We start from the raw sequence: 26,226 nt of genomic DNA, 5'->3' as shown, positions 1-26,226 counted from the left end.
CAATCACCGATAAACTATCGGCAATTGGCTGTTTAAAAGGTGTTTTGACCCCTGTCTCAAAAACGGGGGGCAGTCCCTCAGGCAGGGTGTTTTTTATACTGTCCTCACAGTCCCCGAATGTGAACAATTCAAAACGAAAGCGGGCAGTTTGAACGGTATATGCCGACAAGCGGTCAGGATTGCGAAGTGATGCGGAATATCTATCTGATCCCAATGCCGCCTGGATTCCGCCCGCATACAAAGGAAAGGTCAGAGACCCGGCATGATTATATTGACTGCCCGGATGTGTTCAGGTTTGGCGAGGGAAGGTGACAGTATCCGCCGCCAAATCAGGTGTGACCGCTTTAATCAGAGACGGCCCCTGGCGGATCAGGCAGACATGACGGGAAACTGATCAGATACTGTATAGATGGTTCTGACGGCTGGGAGAGTGTCGTCTCCGTTTATAAGTAATAAAAAACACCTCCAAGCTGAGTGCGGGTTTCAGCTTGGAGGTGCGTTTATTTTTTCAGCCGTATGACAAGGTCGGCATCAGGTGTGACAAATACGGTGTGCTGGCTGTCATAGGTGACAAATCCGGGCTTTGCGCCGTTTGGCTTTTTCACGTGTCTGATTTTTGTATAATCAACGGGAACGGAGCCGGAATCTTTCGCTTTGGAAAAATAAGCGGCGATCGCAGCCGCCTCCAGTATGGATTGTTCATCCGGATCGCTGCTTTTAATCACAACGTGGGAACCCGGAATGTCTTTCGTGTGGAACCATAAATCATCCCTTGCGGCAGCTTTTGTCGTTAAGTATTCATTTTGTTTATTGTTTTTGCCGACAAGAATCGTCAATCCCCGTGAAGATTCATATTGCTCCAAAACAGGAACGTGCTGCTTCTGTTTTTTCTGTCCTCGCTGCTGTTTCGGTCGCAGATATTTGCCTTCCACAAGCTCTTCCCTTATTTCGTGAATATCCTTTGTGGAGGCGGAGGAGAGCTGCTGGATCAGCTGATCGAAATAAGCGATTTCCTCCTCGGCCAGACGGATCTGTTCTTTTACCACCTCGACGGAATTCTTCGCCTTTTGGTACTTTGTAAAATACATCTGCGCGTTTTCTGACGGTGTTTTGTTCGGATTTAAAGGGATGGTCACCGTCTTACTTTCTTCATCATAATAATTGATGACTTCCGCTTCCTTGTCACCTTTTTTCAGCATATACAAATTTGCCGTCAGCAGTTCGCCGTATAGCTGGAATTCCTTCGCATTCTCTGAGTAGTCGAGCGTCTTTTCCAGCTTTTTTATCTTATTGGCGTTCTTTTTCCGTTCATTTGCGACAAACCGCTCGAGATCCTGAGCCTGCTGTTTGACGCGGTCGCGTTCCGCCTTGCCGAAATAAAACCGGTCCAACAGCTCACTCAGTGAGTGAAAGGTGCGCTCCTCTCCGTTTACATGTGTGAGAGACAGGAGATAAAAGTATTCCTTTCCGCCGGCTGTCGTAATGTTCGGTGTAAACCTGCAATCTTTCACGGCATGGAACATTTCAATCAGCGTCTTCGGCAGCGTTATTTTGTTAGCGAGGCCCGCTCTGTGCACGGCTTCTTTTGCAAACAGCGGAGAAACACCGGAGAAATGTCTGACGATCTGCTGGTCAAGCCGTCCTTCCTGAAAACTGAGATAACGCAAAACGTCCTCTTCATCCGCGGCAAGCGGCGAAATTTTTTCCTGAGCGGGAGGAAGCTTGTAATCATAGCCCGGCAGAACGGTCCGGTAGCTGTTCATCGACGGAGATAGATGTTTCAGCCCGTCGATGATGGCTCCTTCTCCGTCAGTCAGAATAATATTGCTGTGCCGTCCCATAATTTCAACATACAGCGTTCTGACGGTTTCGTCGCCGATTTCATTTCTGCTTTTTATGCGGAATATCATAATCCGGTCTAATCCGGCCTGTTCTATTTTCTCAATAAATCCGCCTTCTATATGCTTTCTGAGCAGCATACAAAACATCGGCGGCTCGCTCGGATTTTCATAGGCCTGGTTTGTCATGTGCACCCGTGAATAGCTCGGATGCGCCGATAATAATAATTTATGGTTTTTTCCGTTAGCGCGGATATGAAATATCACATCGTGCTTAAAAGGCTGATGGACTCTCGTAATCCGGCCTCCGGCGATCCGGCTGTTTAATTCATGTGTCATTCCGTATGTAAACATGCCATCAAAAGACATATAAAACACCCTTTCCTTCTTCCTGCATTCGATAATTATAGCATGAAAAGGGACGAGTCAGAATAAGCTTGTTTACAGAGTGACATCTCTAAAGCGAGGCAGGGGAGTGGACGAGAAGAATGAAGTTTCATGAAATGGGACAAACCGATTTGCTGAAAGCAACAAATACGTCCATTAAACAGGGGTTGACCGAAAAAGAGGTGAAAAAACGCCTTGAAAAGCACGGACCGAACGAGCTTCAGGAGGGCAAGAGGACACCGGCGATCGCCGTGTTTTTCGCCCAATTTAAAGATTTTATGGTGCTCGTGCTGCTGGCGGCAACCTTAATATCCGGGTTTTTAGGCGAATATGTAGATGCCGTAGCGATTATGGCGATTGTATTTGTCAATGGGGTTCTCGGTTTTTTTCAAGAGCGGCGGGCGGAAAAGTCTTTACATGCATTAAAAGAGCTGTCAACGCCGTATGTGTCAGCGTTGCGGGACGGGAGCTGGAAGAAAATTCAGTCCAAGGAGCTTGTTCCCGGCGATATCATGAAATTTTCAAGCGGCGACCGGATTGGCGCGGATGTGCGGATCGTTGAAGCGAAAAGCCTTGAAATTGAGGAATCGGCGCTGACCGGGGAATCAATTCCGGTGGTTAAACAAGCTGATAAACTGAGAAAGCCGGATGTTTCGTTAGGCGACATCAGCAATATGGCGTTTATGGGTACGATCGTAACGCGCGGCAGCGGTGTCGGCGTCGTCGTCGGTACAGGAATGAATACGGCAATGGGGAAAATCGCCGATATGCTGGAATCCGCCGGCAGCCTTTCAACACCGCTGCAGCGAAGACTTGAAGAGCTCGGCAAAATTTTAATTATCGTCGCGCTCCTTTTAACGGTATTGGTCGTTGCAGTCGGCGTCTTACAGGGACATGAGCTTTACAGCATGTTTTTGGCCGGGGTGTCATTGGCCGTCGCCGCGATTCCGGAAGGGCTTCCCGCCATTGTTACGGTGGCATTATCAATCGGCGTCCAGCGCATGATCAAACAAAAATCAATTGTCAGAAAGCTCCCGGCGGTTGAAACATTGGGCTGCGCCTCTGTCATTTGTTCTGATAAAACCGGCACGCTGACACAAAACAAAATGACCGTCACCCATATGTGGTCAGGGGGAAAAACATTTAAAGTGTCAGGCATCGGCTATGAGCCGGAGGGCGTTTTCACCCGAGATGAGCGGGAAATCAAGCCGAAAGATGAGAAGATTCTTGAACAGATGCTGGTTTTCGGCGCGTTGTGCAACACATCCGAAATCGCACTGAAAGACGGCCATTATGTACTCGACGGCGATCCGACAGAAGGAGCGCTGCTGACGGCTGCAAGAAAGGGCGGCTATTCAAACGATTGGCTCAGCGGGCACTACCGCGTGGTTGCCGAGTTTCCGTTTGACTCCGTCCGCAAAATGATGACCGTCATTGTAGAGGATCAGGAAAAAAAGCAGTTCGTCATCACTAAAGGAGCGCCCGATGTGCTGATTGACCGCTCGTCACATCTGATGTACGACGCAAGAAGCGCGCCATTTTCTGGAGAAAAGAAAGCAGAAACGGAAGCGGTTCTGAAAGAGCTGGCGTCGCAAGCTTTGCGTACGATCGCGATTGCTTATAAACCGCTTAAGCCCGGAGAAAAGCCGACAATGAAGCAGGCGGAAAAAAATCTGACGATGCTCGGCTTGTCAGGCATAATTGATCCGCCCCGTCCGGAGGTCAGACAGGCGATTAAAGAATGCCGTGAAGCCGGCATTAAAACGGTTATGATCACAGGGGATCACGTCGAAACGGCAAAGGCCATTGCGAAAGATTTGCGTCTTCTTCCGAAAAAGGGGCGTGTGATGGACGGGAAGACGCTGAATGAGCTTACGGAGAAAGAACTTATCGAAACGGTCGATGATGTCTACGTCTTCGCACGCGTGTCGCCTGAACATAAATTGAAAATCGTCAAAGCGTTCCAGGAAAACGGACACGTCGTCGCCATGACGGGAACGGATGTGGCAAAGGAAGCCTCTTCTCTCATTCTGGTAGATGATAACTTTGCTACGATTAAATCAGCCATAAAAGAGGGACGGAACATCTATGAAAATATAAGAAAATTCGTCCGGTATTTGCTCGCCTCCAACGTCGGTGAAATTTTAGTGATGCTGTTTGCGATGCTTCTCGCTCTGCCGCTGCCGCTCGTTCCGATTCAGATATTGTGGGTGAACTTAGTCACTGACGGGCTGCCGGCGATGGCCCTCGGTATGGATCAGCCGGAAGGAGACCTGATGAGGCGGAAGCCGCGGCATCCGAAAGAAGGAGTGTTTGCGAGAAAACTGGGCTGGAAAGTCGTATCAAGAGGGTTTTTAATCGGAGCTGCAACCATTTTAGCGTTTATCATCGTCTATCACCGCAATCCTGAAAATCTGCCCTACGCACAGACCGTTGCATTCGCGACTCTTGTCCTGGCTCAGCTTATACACGTGTTTGACTGCCGGAGCGAAACGTCTGTTTTCTCCCGGAATCCGTTTGAAAATATCTATCTGCTCGGGGCCATCATTTCTTCTATCTTCCTGATGGTCATCGTCATCTATTATCCGCCGCTGCAGCCGATTTTCAAAACAGTGCCGATTACGCCGGGCGATTGGATGCTGATTATCGGTATGTCGGGCATACCTACTTTTTTGCTGGCGGGTTCACTTTTGACAAGAAAAAAATAATTCCATATGATATAATCTTAGGGGTAATAGCATGTCTATTGCCCTTTTATTTTGATAACGGGAAAGAATTGGGTGTTTCATATGATACGGAGTATGACAGGCTTCGGCAGCGCAAGCAGCACAAAAGGCGATCTCTCGGCAACCGTTGAATTGAAATCCGTCAATTACCGGTTCAAAGAAGTGAACGCCCGCCTGCCACGGCCTTTGCTATATGTAGAGGATAAGCTGAAACAAACGATATTGCAGCATATACAGCGCGGAAGAGTAGAGCTGTTTCTCACTGTAAACAGTGACGCGCTCATAAAAAGAAGCCTGAACATCGATTGGGAGCTCCTTGATGAATATGTGAGCGCCGCACGCGTCATGAAAGAGCGCTACAGCCTGGCCGCAGAACCCGATGCAATGGAGTTCTTTAAATTTGAACATATTGCGCAGATACACGAAGAACAGATGCGTGATGACAAGCTTGAAGAAGTCATCAGGGAAGCCGCTGAGCTGGCTGTAAAGGAACTTTGTGACATGAGGGAAAAAGAAGGACGGCTTTTGGCGGAAGACTGCTTTCTGCACATTGAGCGGCTTGAGACGCTGTCCGAACAGGTGAAAGAGCGCGCTTCGGCCGTTGTTATTCAATACCGCGAGCGTCTTTACGCCCGAATGAAGGAATGGACGGAGGATGCGCTCGACGAAAGCAGGCTGATCACGGAATGCGCCATTTTCGCCGATCGTTCTGATATAACGGAAGAAATTACCAGATTGAAGAGCCATTTTGTTCAGTTCCGTGATATATTAAAAGAAGGCGGGGCAGTCGGCCGCAAACTTGATTTCCTTGTTCAGGAGCTTAACCGAGAAGCGAACACGATCGGCTCAAAAGCCAATGATCATCAAATCACAAAGCTTGTCGTTGAAATGAAAAGTTCTATTGAAAAATTGAAGGAACAAGTGCAAAATATAGAATAGCGACTGTGCGTATTGTTTACAGACGGCCTCTTCAGGTTACACTAGAGACGTCTATTTTACAGGGGGAACGTAGAAGATGACGATTAAACTGATTAATATCGGATTTGGCAATATCATCTCCGCCAATCGGATGATTTCGATTGTCAGCCCGGAGTCTGCGCCAATAAAGCGAATGATCCAGGATGCAAGAGACCGCGGAATGCTAATAGACGCTACATACGGACGAAGAACCCGTGCAGTTGTCGTCATGGATAGTGATCACATTATCTTATCTGCCGTCCAGCCTGAGACAGTTGCACACAGACTTTCTGTGAAAGAAGAAATTATGGATGAAGGGCAGGGGTAATTGCCGCATGAAAGAAAGAGGGTTATTAATCGTTCTCTCAGGTCCCTCCGGAGTTGGAAAAGGAACGGTTCGGCAAGCAATATTTTCACAACAGGACACGAAATTTGAATACTCAATTTCAGTCACGACGAGAAACCCGAGAGAGGGCGAAGTCGATGGCGTCGATTATTTCTTTAAATCTAGAGATGAATTCGAACGCATGATTGAAAACAACAAACTGCTTGAGTGGGCAGAATATGTCGGCAACTATTACGGAACGCCCGTTGATTATGTCGAACAGACGCTTCAAGAAGGAAAAGACGTCTTCTTAGAGATTGAAGTGCAGGGCGCGCTCCAAGTGCGGAATGCATTTCCGGAAGGCCTGTTTATCTTCTTAGCGCCGCCGAGTCTTTCTGAGCTGAAAAACAGAATCGTGACAAGAGGGACTGAAACCGACGATTTAATCGAAAACAGAATGAATGCCGCAAAAGCTGAAATCGAAATGATGGACGCGTATGATTATGTCGTTGAAAACGACGATATCCAAACGGCTTGTGATAAGATTAACGCAATCGTTCTCGCCGAGCACTTAAAACGTGAACGCGTCGCTCCGAGATATAAGAAAATGCTGGAGGTAGAATAACTTATGTTAGATCCGTCAATTGACTCTTTAATGAATAAATTAGATTCTAAATATACGCTGGTGACCGTGTCTGCAAGACGCGCGCGTGAAATGCAGATTAAAAAAGACCAGCAGATTGAACATACCATTTCTCACAAATATGTAGGCAAAGCTTTAGAAGAAATAGACGCGGGCCTGCTTTCGTTTGAAAGAGAAGACAGCGAATAACAAGCACACGTAGCAACCTATCTCTACATAGGTTGTTATTTTTTTCCGTTTGGGATTTGTCCAATGCTTTCATAAAGGGGAGAAGACTTCATGAAAAACCGAAACATTTTGCTATGCGTAAGCGGAGGAATTGCCGTTTATAAAGCTTCCGCACTCACGAGCAAGCTGGTTCAGGCCGGCGCAAACGTCAAAGTGATTATGACTGAGTCCGCGCGTGAGTTTGTTTCTCCGCTGACATTTCAGGCGCTGAGCCGGAATGAAGTATATACAGATACATTTAATGAACAAAATCCGAAGGTGATTTCTCATATTGATGTCGCTGACTGGGCGGATTTAATTATTGTCGCGCCCGCTACGGCAAATATCATCGGCAAGCTTGCCAACGGAATTGCTGACGATATGCTCACAACGACGGTGCTGGCGGCTGAGGCCCCGGTCTGGGTGGCGCCTGCGATGAATGTCCATATGTATGATCATCCGGCGGTGAAACGGAACATCTCTGTGCTTTATCAGGACGGGGTCCGCTTTATCGAGCCGAGTGAAGGCTATTTGGCATGCGGATATGTCGGCAAAGGAAGGCTGGAGGAGCCGGAGCTTATTGTTGAGCGTGTCAGAGAGCATTTTAAGGAGCCTGAAGACGATGCGCCGCTGAAAGGAAAACATATTGTCATTACGGCCGGTCCGACGCGCGAAGCCGTGGACCCTGTCCGCTTCTTCACAAATAAATCCACCGGCAAAATGGGCTACGCCGCTGCTGAAGCCGCCGTCCGTCTCGGGGCGCGGGTGACGCTGATTTCAGGCCCGGTGTCAATAGAGCCGCCAGTCGGGCTGTATCAGTTTCTTCCTGTGCAATCGGCAGCTGATATGAGAGAAGCCGTGCTTTCTGTGTTTGATTCATGCGACATGGTGATTAAGACGGCGGCCGTGGCCGATTTTACGCCGGCGGCTGTTTCTGATCACAAAATGAAGAAGAAAGACGGTTCGCTCGTGATCGAATTCAACCGTACGGCAGACATACTGAAAGAACTCGGCGAACGGAAAACACACCAGCTGCTGGTCGGATTTGCGGCTGAAACGCAAGACGTCGAACGCTATGCGCGCAGAAAACTCGAACAGAAAAACCTTGATATGATCGTTGCGAATGATGTGAAAGCAGAAGGGGCCGGATTTGGCACGGATACGAATGTCGTCACCTTCTATTTCCGGGACGGAAGAAAACGGGAGCTTGCGCTTATGTCTAAACTTGACGTTTCCTTTGAAATGCTGAAGGAAATGACCGCTTTGAAAGCCGAGGACCGAAAACCCGTATGAATGTAGCAGAAGTCATTGTCGATGTCAGCTCCAAAAACATTGACAGACCCTTTGATTACAAAATTCCCGATCATTTAAAAGGGATGATCGAAGTCGGCATGCGGGTGATTGTCCCGTTTGGCCCGCGCAAGCTTCAAGGATTTGTGACCGGTTTGAAAGATTCGTCTGAATTAAACGGCGGCTCAATGAAGGAAGTCGAGAAGCTTCTTGATTTGACGCCCGTTCTGACTGAGGAACTGATGCAGCTGTCTTCATGGCTTTCTGACAAAACGCTGTCGTTTAAAATCACGGCGCTTCAGGCAATGCTGCCCGCCGCACTGAAGGCGAAGTACGAGAAAGAGCTGAAAGTCGTTGACGAAGAAGCGCTGACACCGGACATCAAACAGCTTTTCAGGAATCAAAAAAGTCTTCTGTACTCGGATATTACCGATGAAAGCATTCTTTCGTCACTTCAAAAATTCGTGCGCAAAGGAAGCATTGATGTCACATATAAAGTCGCCCAAAAAACGAATAAAAAAATGATCCGCATGATCGAAGCGGGGGCGGACAAAGAAGAACTCGCCCGGCACGCAGATTCATTGACAAAGCAGGCTTCTAAACAGCTCGCCGTGCTTACTTATTTTATCGGCGGGGGAGCAAAGATTTCCGCGGCCGAGCTTTGCAAAAAGACCGATTCCAGTTCCGCGACGCTGAAAACACTTCTTAAAAAGGGTCTTCTTACGGAAAGCTTTGAGGAGGTTTACCGCGATCCTTATCAGGACAGAATGTTCAAAAAAACAGAGCCGCTCTCTCTTACAGAAGAGCAGCAGGCCGCTTTTGAGCCGATTAAACAAGCTGTAGCCGATCATGTCCATCACGTCTTTCTGCTTCACGGCGTCACGGGAAGCGGCAAAACGGAAATTTACCTGCAATCCATTGAAAAAGTGCTGGCAAAAGGACAAGAAGCCATCGTGCTCGTTCCGGAAATCTCGTTGACACCGCAAATGGTCAACCGTTTTAAAGGCCGCTTCGGCTCACAGGTTGCGGTCATGCACAGCGGATTATCCACAGGTGAAAAATACGATGAATGGCGGAAGATTCAGCGCAAGGAAGTCCGGCTTGTCGTCGGAGCCAGATCGGCCATCTTTGCCCCGTTTGAAAATCTCGGCATGATCATTATTGATGAAGAGCACGAATCTTCCTATAAGCAGGAGGAAATGCCGCGGTATCATGCAAAGGACGTAGCCATCCGCCGGGCCGAGCATCACAGCTGTCCGGTCGTCCTCGGGAGCGCCACGCCGACATTGGAGTCATTTGCACGGGCGAAAAAAGGCGTTTATGAGCTGCTTCCATTAAAACATCGCGTAAATCGCCAGCTCATGCCTGACGTTTCTCTCGTTGATATGAGAGAAGAACTGAGAAACGGCAACAGATCAATGTTTTCAAGAGAACTGATGGAACAGCTGGAAGAGAAGCTTGCAAAAAAAGAGCAGGCCGTCCTTTTTCTGAATAAACGGGGGTATTCCTCGTTTGTGATGTGCCGGGACTGCGGTTATGTGCCGCAATGTCCGCATTGCGACATTTCGATGACTTATCACCGCTACGGACAAAGGCTGAAATGCCATTACTGCGGCCATGAGGAACCTGTCCCGGGAACATGCCCGGAATGCGGCAGCGAACATATCCGCTTTTTCGGCACGGGCACGCAGCGTGTGGAGGAGGAGCTTACCAAAGTGCTGCCTCAGGCGCGCGTGATCAGGATGGATGTGGACACCACTTCAAGAAAAGGCGCCCATGAAAAACTGTTGTCAGCGTTCGGTGAAGGGAAGGCGGATATCCTGCTCGGTACGCAAATGATCGCAAAAGGGCTTGATTTTCCGAACGTGACGCTCGTCGGAGTATTAAGCGCAGATACGACGCTTCACATCCCTGATTTCAGGGCTGCGGAGAAGACATTCCAGCTGCTGACGCAGGTAAGCGGCCGGGCCGGGCGGCATGAAAAGCCGGGAACGGTGGTCATTCAAACGTATACACCGTCTCATTACAGCATTCAGCTGACGAAAACGCACGACTATGAAACTTTTTTTCAGCAGGAAATGGCGCACAGAAGGGCCCAGTCATACCCGCCTTATTATTACGTGGCGCTGGTGACCGTTTCTCATGAAGAAGCGGCAAAAGCCGCGGTCACCGCAGAAAAGATTACAAACTATTTAAGAGCGGGATGCGGGCCTGATACGAAAATTCTCGGGCCGGCGGCTTCCCCGATCGCCAGGATCAAAGATAGATATCGCTATCAATGCGTGATAAAATACAGACAGGAAAACGAGTTGCAGATTCAGTTGAAAAAGATACTGGAGCACTATAAACGCGACATTGCGCAAAAGCATGTCATGATTTCAATCGATATGAATCCGTACATGCTGATGTAACATTAGTTTTTGGAGGGCAAAATTTTGGCTGTAAAAAAAATCGTCACACACCCGGCGGAGGTTCTGGAAACACCTGCCGATGAAGTGACAGTGTTTGATAAAAAATTAAAAAAACTGCTTGACGATATGTACGATACGATGCTCGAAATGGATGGCGTCGGTCTCGCCGCGCCGCAAATCGGCATTTTAAAAAGAGCGGCCGTCGTGGACATCGGTGAAGAAAGCGGCCGGATCGACCTTGTAAATCCGGTTATTCTTGAAAAGAGCGGTGAACAGACCGGAGTCGAGGGCTGCTTAAGCTTTCCCGGGGTTTACGGCGATGTCACCCGCCCGGATTACGTAAAGGTAAAAGCCTATAACCGTAAAGGAAAACCGTTTATTTTAGAAGCGGAGGGTTTTTTGGCCAGAGCCGTTCAGCATGAAATGGATCATTTAGACGGCATTTTATTCACATCAAAAATTACGGCTTACTACACTGAAGAAGAACTGGCAGAAATGGAAGGATGATTGGATGACAAGGATCGTTTTTATGGGAACGCCCGATTTTTCAGTTCCCGTCCTGCGCACGCTTATTGAAGACGGGTATGAAGTGGTTGGTGTCGTTACGCAGCCTGACCGCCCGAAAGGCAGAAAAAAAATCATGACGCCCCCTCCTGTAAAGGCTGAAGCTGAACGTCACGGAATTCCCGTGCTTCAGCCCGAAAAAGTAAGGCTCGAAGAAGAAATAGAAAAAGTGCTCAGCCTGAAGCCGGACCTGATTGTTACGGCGGCATTCGGACAGATCCTGCCCAAGCAGCTGCTGGATGGCCCGAAATACGGCTGTATCAACGTACACGCGTCACTATTGCCTGAATTAAGAGGCGGAGCGCCGATACATTATTCGATTCTCCAAGGCAAGAAGAAAACGGGCGTGACAATCATGTATATGGTTGAAAAGCTTGATGCGGGCGATATGATTTCGAAAATCGAAGTGGAAATTGATGAAACGGATAACGTCGGCACGCTTCACGACAAATTAAGCATAGCGGGGGCAAAGCTTTTGTCAGAGACCGTCCCGAACGTCATTTCCGGAAATATTAAACCGATCAAACAGGACGAATCAAAAGCGACTTACGCGCCTAACATTAAGCGTGAGCAGGAGCGGATTGATTGGGCAAAGCCCGGAGAACAGATTTACAACCAGATCAGAGGTTTAAACCCTTGGCCTGTCGCCTATACAACTTTGAACGGTCAAAATATGAAAGTATGGGCTTCTGAAAAAGTTGCGGCAAAAACTGAAGCTGCGCCCGGAACAGTTATCCGCACGGAGCAAAACGGCATTGTCGTCGCATCAGGAAACAGCACCGCCCTTTTAATCACAGAGCTGCAGCCGGCGGGAAAAAAACGGATGAAGGGCGAAGATTTTGTAAGAGGCAAAAATGTGCAGCCCGGTGACGTGTTAGGAGAAGCAAATGAAGAAAATTAATGTCCGGGAGCTCGCCCTTGAAGCGCTTGAGAAGCTTGAGCAAAATCAGGCATACAGCAACCTGCTTCTTACATCGGTTATCAAAACGAACACGCTCAGCGATCAGGACAGAGGACTGCTGACAGAGCTTGTCTACGGAACGCTGCAAAATAAAATCGCCTTAGACTACATGCTGAAGCCTTTTATCCGCAAGCCGAATAAAGTGAAGCCATGGGTGATTCAGCTGCTTCGTCTGTCCGCGTATCAAATGGAGTATTTAGAAAAAATACCGGATCGCGCCGCCATTCATGAAGCGGTTGAGATCGCCAAAAAACGCGGGCATAAGGGCATTGCGTCCTTTGTCAACGGCATCCTCCGCTCCCTGCAGCGTGAAGGGGCGCCGTCATTCGCTGAAATTAAAGACCCGGTTCTCCGTCTTTCCACAGAGACAAGCCATCCCGAGTGGCTCGTAAAAGAGTGGGTCGAGGCGTACGGCTTTGAGGCAGCTGAACAGATCTGCCGGATTCATCTCATTCCGCCGAAGCAGACGCTCCGTGTCAATCACATAAAGAGCGACAGGGAAACGGTGCTGAATGAGATGGAGAATGCCGGTCTTGAAGCTGAAGCCGGAGACCTTTCTCCTGATGCGATTAAGCTTTTAAAAGGAAGCATCGCGAACACGGCATTTTTCCAAAACGGCCGGGTATCCATACAGGATGAAAGCTCAATGCTTGTCGCGCGGGCGCTGGACCCGAAGCCGGGCGAAACCGTTTTAGACGCATGCGCCGCACCGGGCGGAAAGTCGGCTCACATTGCGGAACTGATGGAGAACGAGGGGAGCCTCACATCGCTTGATCTTCACCGCCATAAAGTGAAGCTGATTAAAGAGGGCGCAGAACGGCTCGGGCTTACGATCATCGACGCGCAAACGATGGATGCGCGAAAAGCGGGAGAGGCCTTTGGCGCAGAACGGTTTGACCGTGTTCTCGTTGATGCCCCTTGCTCAGGTTTCGGCGTCATCAGAAGAAAACCCGATATGAAATATACGAAGACGCCGGAGGACAGCAGACGGCTGTCAGAAATCCAGCTCGGCATTTTAAGGGAAATCGCCCCATTAGTAAAAAAAGGTGGCACACTCGTATACAGTACGTGTACAATGGACCGGACAGAAAATGAAGAAGTTATGCATGCGTTTATACAAGAACACCCTGAGTTTGAACCCGATTTGTCTCTTGAAAAGCGGCTGCCTGAAAAGGCGAGACCCTTTGTTCAGGATGGAAGCCTTCAAATTCTTCCGCATTATTTCGGAACAGACGGTTTCTTTATTAGCAGCATGAGAAAGAAGGGATAAAAAATGACACAATTAAAAAAGACAAGCGTACGGAAAGAGCTGCGGACTGAGCAGCCGTCCATTTACTCTTTTGAATTAGATGAAATCAAACAATGGCTGACCGAGAATGGCGAAAAGCCGTTCCGCGCAGCACAGATTTTTGAATGGCTTTATGAGAAGCGGGTTTCTTCATTTGATGAAATGACAAACCTCTCAAAAAGCCTGCGTGAAAAACTCGAGAGCAATTTTGTGCTGACAACGCTGAAAACGGCTGTAAAACAGACATCTCAAGACGGCACGATGAAATTTTTATTTGAGCTTCATGACGGTTATACGATCGAAACGGTTTTAATGAGACACGAGTATGGTAATTCTGTATGTGTAACGACACAGGTCGGCTGCCGGATCGGCTGCACATTTTGCGCGTCAACGCTCGGCGGACTGAAACGGAATCTTGAAGCGGGAGAAATCGTCGCTCAAGTCGTGAAAGTGCAAAAGGCGCTTGATGAAACGGATGAACGCGTCAGCTCAGTCGTCATCATGGGAATCGGAGAGCCGTTTGATAATTTCAATGAAATGCTCGCTTTCTTAAAAATCATTAACCACGATAAAGGGCTGAACATCGGAGCGCGTCATATCACAGTTTCCACCAGCGGAATCATTCCGAAGATTTACGATTTCGCCGATCAAAAAATGCAGATCAATTTCGCGATTTCTCTGCATGCTCCGAATACGGAAATCAGAAGCCGTCTGATGCCGATTAACAAAGCCTATAAGCTTCCTGACCTTATGGAGGCCGTCAAATATTACATCGAGAAAACAGGCAGACGGATCAGCTTTGAATACGGGCTGTTCGGTGGCGTAAATGATCAGGTCGAACATGCAGAAGAGCTTGCAGAACTGTTAAAAGACGTGAAATGCCATGTCAATTTAATTCCGGTAAACTATGTGCCTGAACGGGATTACGTCCGCACACCGAGAGATCAGATTTTCGCATTCGAAAAAACGTTAAAATCCCGCGGTGTAAATGTCACGATCAGAAGAGAGCAAGGCCATGACATTGACGCGGCCTGCGGTCAGCTTCGCGCGAAGGAGCGTCAAGACGAGACGAGGTGAAGAGGTTGATTACAGCCTTGAAAACAGATACAGGTAAAGTCCGCCGGCATAATGAAGATGCGGCGGGCATTTTCACAAAAGAAGACGCGGTGCTTGCGGTTGTCGCCGACGGCATGGGCGGTCATCTTGCCGGAGATGTAGCGAGCAGGATGGCGGTTGCGGCGATGGAAGAGCAGTGGAACCGGACCGAAACGGTTCCTTCTCTGCCGTCTGCTTGCGAGGATTGGCTGAAAGACCGGATTCATGAGGCGAATGTCAAAGTACATGACCACGCTAAAGCGAATGAAGAATGCCGGGGAATGGGCACCACTGTTGTTTGCGCCTTATTCACCGGGAAGTTTGTCACTGTGGCTCATATCGGTGACAGCCGGTGCTACCTGCTTCAAGAGGGGGAATTCACTCAGCTGACTGAAGACCATTCGCTTGTGAATGAGCTGGTCAAGACGGGGGAAATTTCGAAAGAGGACGCCGAGCACCATCCGCGGAAAAATGTATTGACGAGAGCGCTGGGGACAGATGAAACCATCAGTCCCGACGCCCGTTCTTTTGAACTGTCTGACGGCGATCAGCTGCTTTTATGCTCTGACGGACTGTCAAATAAAATAGAAGATCACGAGATCAAACAAATGCTTCAAGCCGAATCTGATCCTCAGGAAAAAGTAGACCTTCTCATCAGCAAAGCGAATCAAAACGGCGGCGAAGATAACATCACGGCTGTGTTGATTGAGTTTTCCGCAGATGCAAAAGAGGGTGAAGACAAGTGCTAACCGGCAAGCGGATCAGCGGGCGTTATCATATCCTTCGGCCCATTGGCGGCGGCGGAATGGCAAACGTTTTTTTAGCTGAGGACATCATTCTCGAACGTGAAGTCGCAATTAAAATTCTGCGGTTTGACTTTGTGAATGACATTGATTTTATCAGGCGTTTCAGAAGAGAAGCACAGTCGGCATCAAGCCTCGATCATCCGAATATCGTCAGTATTTACGATATCGGGGAGGAAGGCGATATTTATTACATTGTCATGGAATATGTGGAAGGCATGACATTAAAGGAATACATAAAAGCACACGGACCGCTTCATCCGAAAGAAGCGCTGTCCGTTATGGAGCAGATCGTCTCGGCCATCGCCCATGCCCATCAAAACCATATCGTGCACCGGGATATTAAACCGCACAATATATTGATAGATCATTTAGGGCATATCAAGGTGACGGATTTCGGCATCGCCACAGCGCTTACGTCTACGACAATCACACATACGAATTCTGTGCTGGGCTCGGTTCATTATTTGTCTCCGGAGCAGGCGAGAGGCGGTCTGGCAACGAAAAAATCAGATATTTACGCGCTCGGCATCGTGCTGTTTGAGCTTTTAACAGGTAAAATTCCTTTTGACGGAGAATCAGCCGTCAGTATAGCGCTAAAGCATCTGCAAACAGAAACGCCTTCCGCCAGAAAGTGGAACCCTTCCATTCCGCAGAGCGTCGAAAACATTATTTTAAAGGCAACCGCTAAAGACCCGTTTCACCGCTATGAAAGCGCCGAGGACATGGAAGCGGACATCAGAACGGCTTTTGACGCCGGCAGGCTGAATGAACAAAAATTTTCCGTGCAGGATGATGAGGAAATGACAAAAGCCATTCCCGTTATTACTGACGGCACAAAAGCCGCGCCTCAGGCGGAGACGCCGGGGGAGACGGATGATAAGGAACAGCAGCCCGCCAAAAAGAAAAAACGGAAATGGCCGTGGGTTTTGCTGGCCGTCTGTTTCATTTTCATTATGGCAGCTGTTCTTGCGGTCACCGTGTTTCCGTCTTTATTTATGCCTAAAGATGTAAGCGTCCCCGATGTACGGGGCATGAAGTACGAAAAAGCGGAAGCCCTGCTTGAAAAGAACGGGCTCCGGGCGGATCCTGATATAACGGATATTGAAGATGAAAAAATAGAAGAGGAATTAATGGTCAAAACGGACCCAAAAGCGGGGTCTACCGTTAAAGAAAGCTCTTCTGTAAAACTGTACAAAAGCATCGGAAAACCGAAAACCCAGCTGATCGACGTGAAAGGGCGGCAGATCGGCGACGCAAAAAAAGCGCTGAAGGAAAAAGGCTTCAAACATGTCAATGTCAAAGAAGAGAACGATGACAGCGAGGCCGGCACCGTAATTGATCAGAACCCGTCAGCCGGCACCGACATGGTTGCAAGCGACGATGAAGTCAATCTAACGGTCAGCCTCGGCCCGGCGGACGTTACGCTGAGGGACTTAAAGACTTACAGCAAAGAAGCGGCTTCAGGGTATCTTGAAGATAACGGCCTGCAGCTTGTTGAAAAACAAGCCCATTCAGATGACGTGCCGGAAGGACAAGTCATGAAGCAAGAGCCGGCAGCCGGCACTGCGGTTAAGCCGGGAAGTAATGTTGAAGTGACGTTCTCGCTCGGACCTGAAGAAAAACCGGCGAAAACGGTAAAAGAAAAAATCAGCATTCCTTACGAACCCGAACATGAAGGGGACGAGCTTGAAGTGCAAATCGCCATCGATGATAAGGACCACAGCATCTCTGATACGTATGACTCATTTAAAATAAAAGAGCCGACTGAAAAAACAATTGAACTGAAGATTGATCAGGGACAGAAGGGGTATTATCAAGTGATGGTCGATCATAAAGTCGTCAGCTACAAAACGATTGAATACCCGAAAGATAATGACTGACAAGGAGGGACCCTATGCCTGAGGGCAAAATTATAAAAGCGTTAAGCGGATTCTATTATGTCTTGGATGAATCACAGGACAAGATCATTCAATGCAGGGGCCGGGGCATTTTCAGAAAAAATAAAATAACGCCCCTGGTCGGCGATTATGCCGTTTATCAGGCTGAAAATGATAAAGAAGGCTACCTGCTGGAAATCAAAGAACGAACAAACGAGCTGATCAGGCCGCCGATTTCAAATGTCGATCAGGCCGTTCTTGTCTTTTCTGCCGTTCAGCCGGCGTTCAGCACGTCTTTATTGGACCGTTTTCTCGTCCTTGTGGAAGCCAACGGCATTCACCCGATCATCTGCATAACCAAAATGGACTTAGCTGCAGACGGGGAATCGAAAGAGGCGATACTTTCTTACGTGAAAGACTATCAGGCGATCGGTTATGACGTATATGTGACGTCATCAAAAGAAAACAGCGGCTTAACAGGCATTGTGAAACACTTCGAGAACAAAACGACGGTGTTTGCCGGTCAGTCCGGAGTCGGAAAATCTTCGCTTTTAAATGCGATCAGCCCGGAGCTTGAGCTGAAAACAAACGAGATTTCCGCGCATTTGGGACGCGGAAAACATACGACGCGCCATGTGGAGCTCATTCATACATCAGGCGGTCTGGTTGCGGATACTCCGGGGTTCAGTTCGCTTGAATTTACCGGCATTGAGGAAGAAGAGCTGGGCAGCACTTTCCCTGAGATCAGAGAAATAAGCGCCTCTTGCAAATTCAGAGGCTGTCTGCATCTTAAAGAGCCGAAATGCGCGGTAAAGCAAGCGGTGGAAGAAGGAGAGATTCAGCCGTACCGCTATGAGCATTACAAAGAATTTATGCAGGAAATAAAAGAGAGAAAGCCGAGGTATTAATATGATTAAGGTTGCGCCATCAATTCTTTCCGCCGATTTTGCTTCACTGGGCGAGGAAATTAAAGACGTGGAAAAAGGAGGGGCGGACTATATCCATATTGATGTCATGGATGGCCATTTCGTCCCTAACATTACAATCGGGCCGCTTATCGTTGAAGCCGTCCGTCCGGTGACTGATCTGCCGCTGGATGTCCATCTTATGATTGAAAACCCGGACCGCTACATCCCGGCATTCGCAAAAGCCGGTGCGGACATCCTTTCCGTTCATGCTGAAGCGTGTCCGCATCTTCACCGGACCATTCAATTGATAAAAGAGCAGGGAGTAAAAGCGGGAGTTGTGCTCAATCCGCATACGCCCGTCCAAACGATTGAACATGTGATCGAGGAGCTTGACCTTGTGCTGTTAATGACGGTTAACCCCGGTTTTGGCGGACAGCGCTTCATTCATTCGGTTCTGCCGAAAATCCGTCAGGTCAAACAGCTGGCTGAGGAGAAAGGCCTGTCTGAGCTTTTAATCGAGGTGGACGGAGGCGTTAATAAAGAAACAGCCCCTTTATGCGCTGAAGCGGGCGCCAATCTGCTTGTTGCCGGGTCTGCCGTATATAATCAGCCGGATCGGAAAAAAGCCATCGCTGACATCCGAAACGCATCATAAACATGCTGAAAAAGAGCCCGGTGAAAGCCGCCGGCTCTTTTCGCGTCTAAGAGAGAGGATAACATATGAAGACAATCAATATCGTTGCGGGCGGCCCGCGGGAGCTTATTCCCGATCTATCCGAATACACAGACGGAGATACGATGTGGGTCGGAGTCGATAAAGGGACGGTTGCTCTTTTGGAGGCCGGAATCATTCCGCAGGAAGCTTTCGGTGATTTTGACAGCACTACGGAAGAGGAGCTCATGCAGATTCAAAAAGCAGCGCCGGCCCTCCATGTGTATCAGGCGGAAAAAGATTATACCGATCTTGAACTCGCCCTTGACTGGGCTTTACAAAAAGAACCGGAAACCATTCGGATATTCGGTGTGACGGGCGGAAGAGCCGATCACTTTTTAGGGAACATCCAGCTGCTGTATAAAGCCTTACATAAGAATACCGATGTCGTGCTGATCGACCGGCAGAATGACATTCAGATGTTCGGGCCCGGCCGTTATACAATTGAAGAAAAAGCGCGCAGACGCTATATTTCTTTCATTCCGTTTACGGAAGCGGCAGACGGCCTGACACTCGACGGTTTTAAATATCCCCTTGATAATTGTCATATTCCTGTGGGTTCCACACTATGTATTAGTAACGAACTCATTCATTCACGAGGTACTTTTTCGTTTGCAAAAGGCATATTAATAATGGTAAGGAGCGCGGATTAGAAAAGCGGCTTCTGCCATATGCGGAAAAAACCATGAATCCTAAAGTGATGAACGCAGCGGATACGGGACTTATAGGAGGGGACAAAATGAAATTTTATACCATTAAATTGCCGAAGTTTTTAGGAGGAATTGTCCGGGCGATGCTGGGCTCATTTAGAAAAGAGTAAGCCCAAGAAGCTGAAATTGCCCTCTTTGAACGCATAAAAAACGCCTGCCGCATAAAAGGGCAGGCGTTCATTTTTGCTTATACACGCTCAACTTTACCGGATTTTAAAGCCCGGGCAGATACATATACTTTTTTAGGTTTGCCGTCAACGAGGATGCGGACCTTTTGAAGGTTGGCGCCCCAAGTACGCTTAGAAGCGTTCATTGCGTGAGAACGGTTGTTTCCGGCTTTTGTTTTTTTACCTGTAATAAAACATTTACGTGCCATTTGTTTCCCTCCTAACTGCGCGAAACATCTTTTCAAACATAGTGTCTCAGATGCTTTCGTTATACAATACTTTAAATAATTTACCACAGCTAAAAACCGTTTGCAACTATTGTTTCCCTTACTTTCAAGAAAAATCACTTGACATGTAAAACCAATCACATTTCCGCGCTGAAGGCCGCTGTCTGTATCTTTTCTTTTCATAATGGGATACATATAGTAGAATAATGATAACTCTATGCATCTGAAGGAGGAACCTGTGTGTCCATTGAAATGAAGACAAAATACGGACAGATTGATATATCCAACGAAGTCATCGCAATGGTTGCCGGAGGCGCTGCCATTGACTGTTACGGAATAGTGGGGATGGCCTCAAAAAACCAGATTAAAGACGGTTTGTCTGAAATCCTCCGGAGAGAGAACTTCGCAAAAGGCGTACATGTCCGTCAGGAAGCCGAACAAATACATATCGACATGTACATTATTGTCAGCTACGGCACTAAAATATCCGAAGTAGCCCACAATGTTCAGACGAAGGTAAAATACACAGTAAATCAAACAATCGGACTTGCAGTTGATTCTGTAAATATTTATGTCCAAGGCGTACGAGTAACGAACCCGTAGTGAGGAGGATGAGTATTGTCTAGACGAAACTTAGATGGGAGAGCTTTTGCGGCAATGATTCTGGCGGGGGCTGAGACATTGTCTCAAAACGCATCCGCGGTGGATGCGCTGAACGTGTTTCCCGTGCCTGACGGCGACACCGGAACAAATATGAATTTATCGATGTCATCCGGTGCAAGAGAGGTAGAGCACATTGACTCACCCGACATCGGCAAAGTCGGCATCGCCTTGTCAAAAGGCCTGCTTATGGGAGCGAGAGGAAACTCAGGGGTGATCTTGTCCCAATTGTTCAGAGGTTTCACAAAGAGCATTGAAAACAAAAACCAAATAGACGCCCAAGAATTTGCCGCAGCACTCCAAGCGGGAGTGGATATGGCATATAAGGCGGTCATGAAACCGGTTGAAGGAACGATTTTAACCGTGGCCAAGGATGCGGCTAAAAAAGCGGTCGCCTCGGCCAAAGAAGAAACCGATATCATTGCTCTCATGGAGGCCGTTATTGAAGAAGCGGAAGCGTCGCTGAACCGCACGCCGGATCTGCTTCCTGTTTTAAAGGACGTCGGTGTCGTTGACAGCGGCGGAAAAGGTCTGCTTTGTGTATATGAAGGCTTTTTGGCTGCTTTAAAAGGAGAGGCCGTACCGAAAAAAGCGGTTCTTCCGGCACTCGATGATATGGTGAATGCCGAGCATCATAAAAGCGCGCAGAGCATGCTGAGTACAGAAGACATTGAATTCGGATTTTGTACGGAAGTGATGGTGAGGCTGGATCAAGATAAACGGACGTTCAAGGAAGAGACGTTCAGAAACGAACTGAGCCGTTTCGGCGATTCATTGCTGGTCGTGGCTGATGATACGCTGGCGAAAGTTCATATTCATGCCGAAGAACCAGGGAACGTACTCAATCTCGCACAGCGTTACGGCGATTTGATTAAAATTAAAATTGAAAACATGAGGGAACAGCATACTTCAATCATCAGCCAAGAACATGATGAAAAAAAGCCGGCCGGCGTTATGAAAGAAGCCCGCAAGCCTTTTGGCATCGTGACTGTGGCAATGGGAGAGGGCATTTCTGAATTGTTTACGAGCATCGGCGCTTCACACGTAATCGAAGGCGGCCAGACAATGAATCCGAGCACGGAAGATATTGTTGAAGCCGTTCAGTCTGTCAATGCGGAGACGGTTTTCATTCTTCCGAACAATTCCAATATTGTGATGGCTGCCAATCAGGCGGCGAGCGTGGCTGAAGAAAATGTCATTGTCATTCCGGCAAAAACGGTCCCTCAAGGCATGACCGCCCTGCTTGCGTTTAACCCTGACCAGCCGGCTGACGTAAATGAAGCCAATATGCTTGAGGCCATCCGGAATGTGAAAAGCGGACAGGTGACATATTCAGTCAGAGACACCCATATCGACGGCAAGGATATTAAAAAAGGTGATTTTATCGGCATTTTAAACAGTTCAATTATCGGCAGCGCCGAAGATCGGATAAGCGCGGCGAAATTGCTGCTGGATGAAATGATCGGGAAAGAAGATGAAATCGTCACCATCTTGTACGGAGAGGACGCGCCGGAAGAAGAAGCTGAGAAACTCGCTGAGTATATTGCTAGCGTCTGTGAAGATATCGAGGTTGAAATCCATAACGGCAGACAGCCTCTGTATCCATATATATTTGCGGCAGAATAGAAGGGCTTATCAGGCCCTTCTATTCTTATGCCTTTATTTACCTGCGGCAGTGCGGCAGTGTGCCTGCTTGCCAATTGAGAAATGTTCAATTAGTCTAAAGAAAAGCGCTGAATGAAGTGATGTTAAGGAGGAACAAACCAGCATGAAGTATAGAAGCGTTTTTGATATTATCGGCCCGGTAATGATCGGTCCGTCCAGTTCACATACCGCAGGCGCCGCCCGGATCGGCAGAGTGGCCAGAAGCTTATTCAGGCGGGAGCCCCGCCGGATCGTTGTGTCTTTTTACGGATCATTTGCGGAGACGTATAAGGGTCACGGCACTGATGTCGCGATTATCGGCGGCCTGCTTGATTTTGATACATTTGATGAACGGATTAAAACAGCGATTCAAATTGCGGAAGAGAAGGGCATATATGTAGAGTTCCGTACAGAGGATGCCGTGCCCGTTCATCCGAATACAGCGCGTATCGTCATTTCTGATGATGAGGGAGAGCTTGCCCTTACCGGTATTTCCATCGGCGGCGGAAAAATAGAAATCACGGAGCTCAACGGCTTTGAGCTGCGTCTTTCCGGAAACCATCCGGCTATTTTAGTCGTTCACAATGATAAATTCGGCACGATTGCAGGCGTTGCCAATGTGCTTGCGAAATTCTCCATCAACGTCGGACATATGGAAGTGGCGCGTAAGGACGTCGGCCAGCTTGCGCTGATGACGATTGAGGTCGATCAGAATATTGAAGAAGAAGTGCTTGACGAGCTTTCAACACTTCCTAATATTATACAGGTTACTAAGATAGCTGACTAAAAAGTCAGGAGGAAAATGACATGTTTCGTAATGTAAAAGAATTAATAGAAATCACTCAAGAAAAACAAATTCCGATTTCGGAAGTGATGATCACCCAAGAGATGGAAGTGACGCAAAAAACGCGGGAAGAAATCTTTCAAGGAATGGAGCGCAATCTCTCCGTCATGGAAGCAGCTGTTGAAAAAGGGCTGAAGGGCGTCACGAGTCAGACCGGTTTAACAGGCGGAGATGCCGTGAAACTTCAGGCATATATCCAATCGGGAAGAAGCCTGTCGGGCAATCTGATTTTAGACGCCGTTTCTAAAGCTGTGGCGACAAATGAAGTCAATGCGGCGATGGGAACGATCTGCGCTACACCGACCGCCGGCTCTGCCGGGGTCGTGCCGGGAACGTTATTCGCCGTAAAGCATAAGCTGCACCCTACGACAGAACAAATGATCCGTTTTCTGTTTACAGCCGGCGCGTTCGGTTTTGTCGTAGCAAATAATGCGAGTATTTCAGGAGCGGCAGGAGGCTGTCAGGCGGAAGTCGGGTCAGCATCAGGCATGGCAGCGGCTGCGATTGTGGAAATGGCGGGCGGAACGCCTCAGCAATCAGCGGAAGCAATGGCGATTACACTGAAAAATATGCTCGGTCTCGTATGTGACCCGGTCGCCGGATTGGTAGAAGTGCCGTGTGTCAAACGAAACGCAATGGGAGCATCCAACGCAATGATCGCGGCGGATATGGCGCTGGCCGGGATTACAAGCCGCATTCCTTGCGATGAGGTGATTGACGCGATGTACAAAATCGGCCAGACAATGCCGACAGCACTGCGAGAAACGGGACAAGGCGGTTTAGCCGCGACACCGACGGGAAGAGAATTAGAGAAAAAAATTTTCGGAGGAGCGCTGAAATCAAGTGACACACCATCAGCAAACTAGTATAGCGGAAATTAAGGGCATTGGGCCGGAAACAGAAAAAACATTGCACGAACTTGGTATCTATGACATTTCTGATCTTCTGAATTATTTCCCTTACCGTTATGACGACTATGAGCTGAGGGATTTAGAGGAAGTAAAACATGAAGAAAGAGTGACGGTAGAAGGGAAGGTTCATTCAGAACCTTCTCTTACCTATTACGGCAAAAAACGAAACAGGCTGACATTCAGGGTGCTTGTCGGCAATTATTTAATTACCGCGGTCTGCTTTAACCGTCCCTATTTAAAAAAGAAACTGACGTTAGGTTCTGTCGTCACGATATCCGGGAAATGGGACAAACACAGACAGACCGTTTCCGTGCAGGAATTAAATAACGGTCCTCATCAAGAAGATAAAAGCATTGAGCCTGTTTATTCCGTTAAAGAAAACGTCACCGTAAAAATGATGAGACGGTTTATTAAGGAAGCGCTGCAGCATCATTTGGACAGTGCGGCCGATCCGCTTCCTGAAAAATTGAGAATCCGCTACAAGCTGCCTGATTATAAACATGCCCTGCAGACGATGCATCAGCCTGAAACGAGGGAATCGTTACAGCAGGCAAGACGCCGGTTTGTTTACGAAGAATTCTTATTATTTCAGCTGAAAATGCAGGCGTTCCGTAAAGCGGAAAGGGAACAGTCAAAAGGCATCAGCCATGTGTTTCCTGCTGAAAAGCTCGCCGCTTTCACAGACAGCCTGCCGTTTTCGCTCACGACCGCACAGACGCGTGTGCTTCGGGAAATTACCGCTGATATGACATCCCCTTACCGAATGAACCGTCTGCTGCAAGGTGATGTCGGATCAGGGAAAACGGCCGTCGCCGCCATCGCTTTGTACGCTGCGATTTTGTCGGGGTATCAGGGGGCATTAATGGTGCCGACTGAAATTTTGGCCGAACAGCATGCAGATTCTCTCGTATCGTTGTTTGCAAATGAAGATGTAAATATCGCGCTTTTGACAAGTTCTGTCAAAGGAAAGCGGCGCAGGGAGCTTTTGGAGCGGCTTGCTCTCGGAGAGATTGATATTTTAGTAGGGACCCATGCTTTAATCCAGGATGAAGTGGAATTTAAAGCGCTGAGCTTTGTTATTACGGACGAGCAGCACCGGTTCGGGGTCGAACAGCGCAAAAAACTCAAGAATAAAGGTCAGGATCCGGATGTGCTGTTTATGACAGCCACCCCGATTCCGAGAACGCTGGCCATTACCGTCTTCGGAGAAATGGATGTTTCCGTAATAGATGAAATGCCCGCGGGGCGAAAACAAATCGAAACGTATTGGGTTAAACACGACATGCTGGAGCGGATTTTGGCTTTTATAGAAAAAGAGCTGAAGCAGGGAAGGCAAGCCTATATTATCTGCCCGCTCATTGAAGAGTCGGATAAACTGGATGTACAGAATGCGATTGACGTATATAACATGCTGTCTGACGTTTACCGCGGTAAATGGAATGTCGGCCTGATGCACGGGAAGCTCCATTCTGATGAAAAAGATCAGGTGATGAGAGAATTCAGCGCCAATCAATGTCAGGTACTTGTATCAACAACCGTCGTAGAAGTCGGCGTGAACGTGCCGAATGCGACGATTATGGTCATCTATGACGCCGACCGTTTCGGGTTATCTCAGCTCCATCAGCTCCGCGGCCGGGTCGGGCGGGGAGACCACCAATCTTTCTGCATCTTGATGGCAGATCCGAAATCCGAAACCGGGAAGGAACGGATGAGAATCATGTCGGAGACAAACGACGGCTTCGAGCTGTCTGAAAAGGACCTTGAACTGCGCGGCCCCGGTGATTTCTTCGGAAAAAAACAGAGCGGTATGCCCGAGTTCAAGGTGGCGGATATGGTTCATGACTACAGAGCTTTGGAAACGGCCCGCCAGGATGCGGCCAATCTGGTGTCTTCAGAGGCGTTTTGGAAAGATGACGAATACCGCATGCTGCGCGGTCAATTACTTTCAAGCGGCGTCCTGGAAGGGGAGAAATTAAGCTGATTCTGCAAAATTCGGCGGCTTTCAAAAAACAATCATTGCATTCCAATCTATGAGATTATATACTACTATTAGTACCTAGTCTTAATT

24 protein-coding genes are annotated in these 26,226 nt (G+C 48.3%); 22 read left to right on the top strand and 2 right to left on the bottom strand.

Annotated features, from left to right (window positions below):
* Positions 1–500: 500 nt before the first annotated feature.
* Positions 501–2,207 (bottom strand): Rqc2 family fibronectin-binding protein, encoded by a 1,707-nt coding sequence (locus AC1RRX_RS11165; RefSeq protein ID WP_031378752.1) that lies wholly within the window; start codon positions 2,205–2,207, stop codon positions 501–503.
* A 119-nt stretch (positions 2,208–2,326) separates the two neighbouring features.
* On the opposite strand from AC1RRX_RS11165, the gene AC1RRX_RS11160 reads away from it, so the two are divergent.
* The 17 genes from AC1RRX_RS11160 (at position 2,327) to spoVM (ending at position 19,815) form a co-directional block, all read left to right on the top strand.
* Positions 2,327–4,933, top strand: a complete 2,607-nt coding sequence (locus AC1RRX_RS11160) for a cation-translocating P-type ATPase (protein WP_144489471.1) — start codon at positions 2,327–2,329, stop codon at positions 4,931–4,933.
* 81 nt (positions 4,934–5,014) lie between these two features.
* The gene (locus AC1RRX_RS11155) at positions 5,015–5,890 is read left to right on the top strand and encodes a YicC/YloC family endoribonuclease (RefSeq protein WP_007409745.1); all 876 of its coding nucleotides are present in this window, start codon (positions 5,015–5,017) and stop codon (positions 5,888–5,890) included.
* A 76-nt stretch (positions 5,891–5,966) separates the two neighbouring features.
* A complete protein-coding gene (gene remA, locus AC1RRX_RS11150) occupies positions 5,967–6,236 on the top strand; it encodes an extracellular matrix/biofilm regulator RemA (protein WP_003154355.1) in 270 nt (89 codons plus the stop codon).
* A 7-nt stretch (positions 6,237–6,243) separates the two neighbouring features.
* On the top strand, positions 6,244–6,858 hold the full coding sequence (gene gmk, locus AC1RRX_RS11145; RefSeq protein ID WP_003154347.1) for a guanylate kinase: 615 nt from the start codon (positions 6,244–6,246) through the stop codon (positions 6,856–6,858).
* A 3-nt stretch (positions 6,859–6,861) separates the two neighbouring features.
* Entirely contained in the window at positions 6,862–7,065 is a 204-nt protein-coding gene (gene rpoZ, locus AC1RRX_RS11140; RefSeq protein ID WP_003154346.1) for a DNA-directed RNA polymerase subunit omega, read from the top strand.
* A 90-nt stretch (positions 7,066–7,155) separates the two neighbouring features.
* The gene (gene coaBC, locus AC1RRX_RS11135) at positions 7,156–8,376 is read left to right on the top strand and encodes a bifunctional phosphopantothenoylcysteine decarboxylase/phosphopantothenate--cysteine ligase CoaBC (protein ID WP_025851318.1); all 1,221 of its coding nucleotides are present in this window, start codon (positions 7,156–7,158) and stop codon (positions 8,374–8,376) included.
* Complete coding sequence (priA, locus tag AC1RRX_RS11130) at positions 8,373–10,784, top strand: primosomal protein N' (protein WP_039063083.1); 2,412 nt, start codon at positions 8,373–8,375, stop codon at positions 10,782–10,784. Before coaBC ends, priA begins: the two co-directional genes overlap by 4 nt.
* A 24-nt stretch (positions 10,785–10,808) precedes the next feature.
* Entirely contained in the window at positions 10,809–11,291 is a 483-nt protein-coding gene (def, locus tag AC1RRX_RS11125) for a peptide deformylase (RefSeq protein ID WP_007409747.1), read from the top strand.
* A 4-nt stretch (positions 11,292–11,295) separates the two neighbouring features.
* Complete coding sequence (gene fmt, locus AC1RRX_RS11120) at positions 11,296–12,249, top strand: methionyl-tRNA formyltransferase (protein ID WP_144464379.1); 954 nt, start codon at positions 11,296–11,298, stop codon at positions 12,247–12,249.
* Entirely contained in the window at positions 12,236–13,579 is a 1,344-nt protein-coding gene (gene rsmB / locus AC1RRX_RS11115; RefSeq protein ID WP_020955807.1) for a 16S rRNA (cytosine(967)-C(5))-methyltransferase RsmB, read from the top strand. Before fmt ends, rsmB begins: the two co-directional genes overlap by 14 nt.
* A 3-nt stretch (positions 13,580–13,582) precedes the next feature.
* Entirely contained in the window at positions 13,583–14,674 is a 1,092-nt protein-coding gene (rlmN, locus tag AC1RRX_RS11110) for a dual-specificity RNA methyltransferase RlmN (RefSeq protein WP_003154339.1), read from the top strand.
* 5 nt (positions 14,675–14,679) lie between these two features.
* Positions 14,680–15,441 (top strand): Stp1/IreP family PP2C-type Ser/Thr phosphatase, encoded by a 762-nt coding sequence (locus AC1RRX_RS11105; protein WP_007409750.1) that lies wholly within the window; start codon positions 14,680–14,682, stop codon positions 15,439–15,441.
* Positions 15,435–17,378, top strand: coding sequence for a Stk1 family PASTA domain-containing Ser/Thr kinase (gene pknB, locus AC1RRX_RS11100; protein ID WP_042635187.1), 1,944 nt, complete (start codon positions 15,435–15,437; stop codon positions 17,376–17,378). Before AC1RRX_RS11105 ends, pknB begins: the two co-directional genes overlap by 7 nt.
* A gap of 14 nt (positions 17,379–17,392) precedes the next feature.
* Positions 17,393–18,283, top strand: a complete 891-nt coding sequence (gene rsgA, locus AC1RRX_RS11095) for a ribosome small subunit-dependent GTPase A (RefSeq protein ID WP_007409752.1) — start codon at positions 17,393–17,395, stop codon at positions 18,281–18,283.
* 1 nt (position 18,284) lies between these two features.
* The gene (gene rpe, locus AC1RRX_RS11090; protein ID WP_032871447.1) at positions 18,285–18,938 is read left to right on the top strand and encodes a ribulose-phosphate 3-epimerase; all 654 of its coding nucleotides are present in this window, start codon (positions 18,285–18,287) and stop codon (positions 18,936–18,938) included.
* A gap of 65 nt (positions 18,939–19,003) precedes the next feature.
* A complete protein-coding gene (locus AC1RRX_RS11085) occupies positions 19,004–19,648 on the top strand; it encodes a thiamine diphosphokinase (protein ID WP_144464377.1) in 645 nt (214 codons plus the stop codon).
* 86 nt (positions 19,649–19,734) lie between these two features.
* The gene (gene spoVM / locus AC1RRX_RS11080) at positions 19,735–19,815 is read left to right on the top strand and encodes a stage V sporulation protein SpoVM (protein WP_003154329.1); all 81 of its coding nucleotides are present in this window, start codon (positions 19,735–19,737) and stop codon (positions 19,813–19,815) included.
* 77 nt (positions 19,816–19,892) lie between these two features.
* On the opposite strand, the gene rpmB is transcribed toward spoVM, so the two are convergent.
* Complete coding sequence (rpmB, locus tag AC1RRX_RS11075) at positions 19,893–20,081, bottom strand: 50S ribosomal protein L28 (RefSeq protein WP_003154328.1); 189 nt, start codon at positions 20,079–20,081, stop codon at positions 19,893–19,895.
* 258 nt (positions 20,082–20,339) lie between these two features.
* Between rpmB and AC1RRX_RS11070 the strand changes: the two genes are divergently transcribed.
* The 5 genes from AC1RRX_RS11070 to recG all read left to right on the top strand — a co-directional run bounded on the left by AC1RRX_RS11070 (position 20,340) and on the right by recG (position 26,139).
* The gene (locus tag AC1RRX_RS11070; protein ID WP_003154327.1) at positions 20,340–20,702 is read left to right on the top strand and encodes an Asp23/Gls24 family envelope stress response protein; all 363 of its coding nucleotides are present in this window, start codon (positions 20,340–20,342) and stop codon (positions 20,700–20,702) included.
* A gap of 15 nt (positions 20,703–20,717) precedes the next feature.
* Positions 20,718–22,385, top strand: a complete 1,668-nt coding sequence (locus AC1RRX_RS11065; protein ID WP_095352164.1) for a DAK2 domain-containing protein — start codon at positions 20,718–20,720, stop codon at positions 22,383–22,385.
* 142 nt (positions 22,386–22,527) lie between these two features.
* A complete protein-coding gene (gene sdaAB, locus AC1RRX_RS11060) occupies positions 22,528–23,190 on the top strand; it encodes an L-serine ammonia-lyase, iron-sulfur-dependent subunit beta (protein WP_003154325.1) in 663 nt (220 codons plus the stop codon).
* Positions 23,191–23,210: 20 nt separating this feature from the next.
* On the top strand, positions 23,211–24,113 hold the full coding sequence (sdaAA, locus tag AC1RRX_RS11055) for an L-serine ammonia-lyase, iron-sulfur-dependent, subunit alpha (protein ID WP_012117539.1): 903 nt from the start codon (positions 23,211–23,213) through the stop codon (positions 24,111–24,113).
* Entirely contained in the window at positions 24,091–26,139 is a 2,049-nt protein-coding gene (gene recG / locus AC1RRX_RS11050) for an ATP-dependent DNA helicase RecG (protein ID WP_144464375.1), read from the top strand. Before sdaAA ends, recG begins: the two co-directional genes overlap by 23 nt.
* The last annotated feature ends 87 nt before the right edge of the window (positions 26,140–26,226 follow it).

Source organism: Bacillus sp. GW821-FHT11D08 (assembly GCF_058808515.1).
This window is presented reverse-complemented; position numbering and strand designations above follow the sequence as displayed.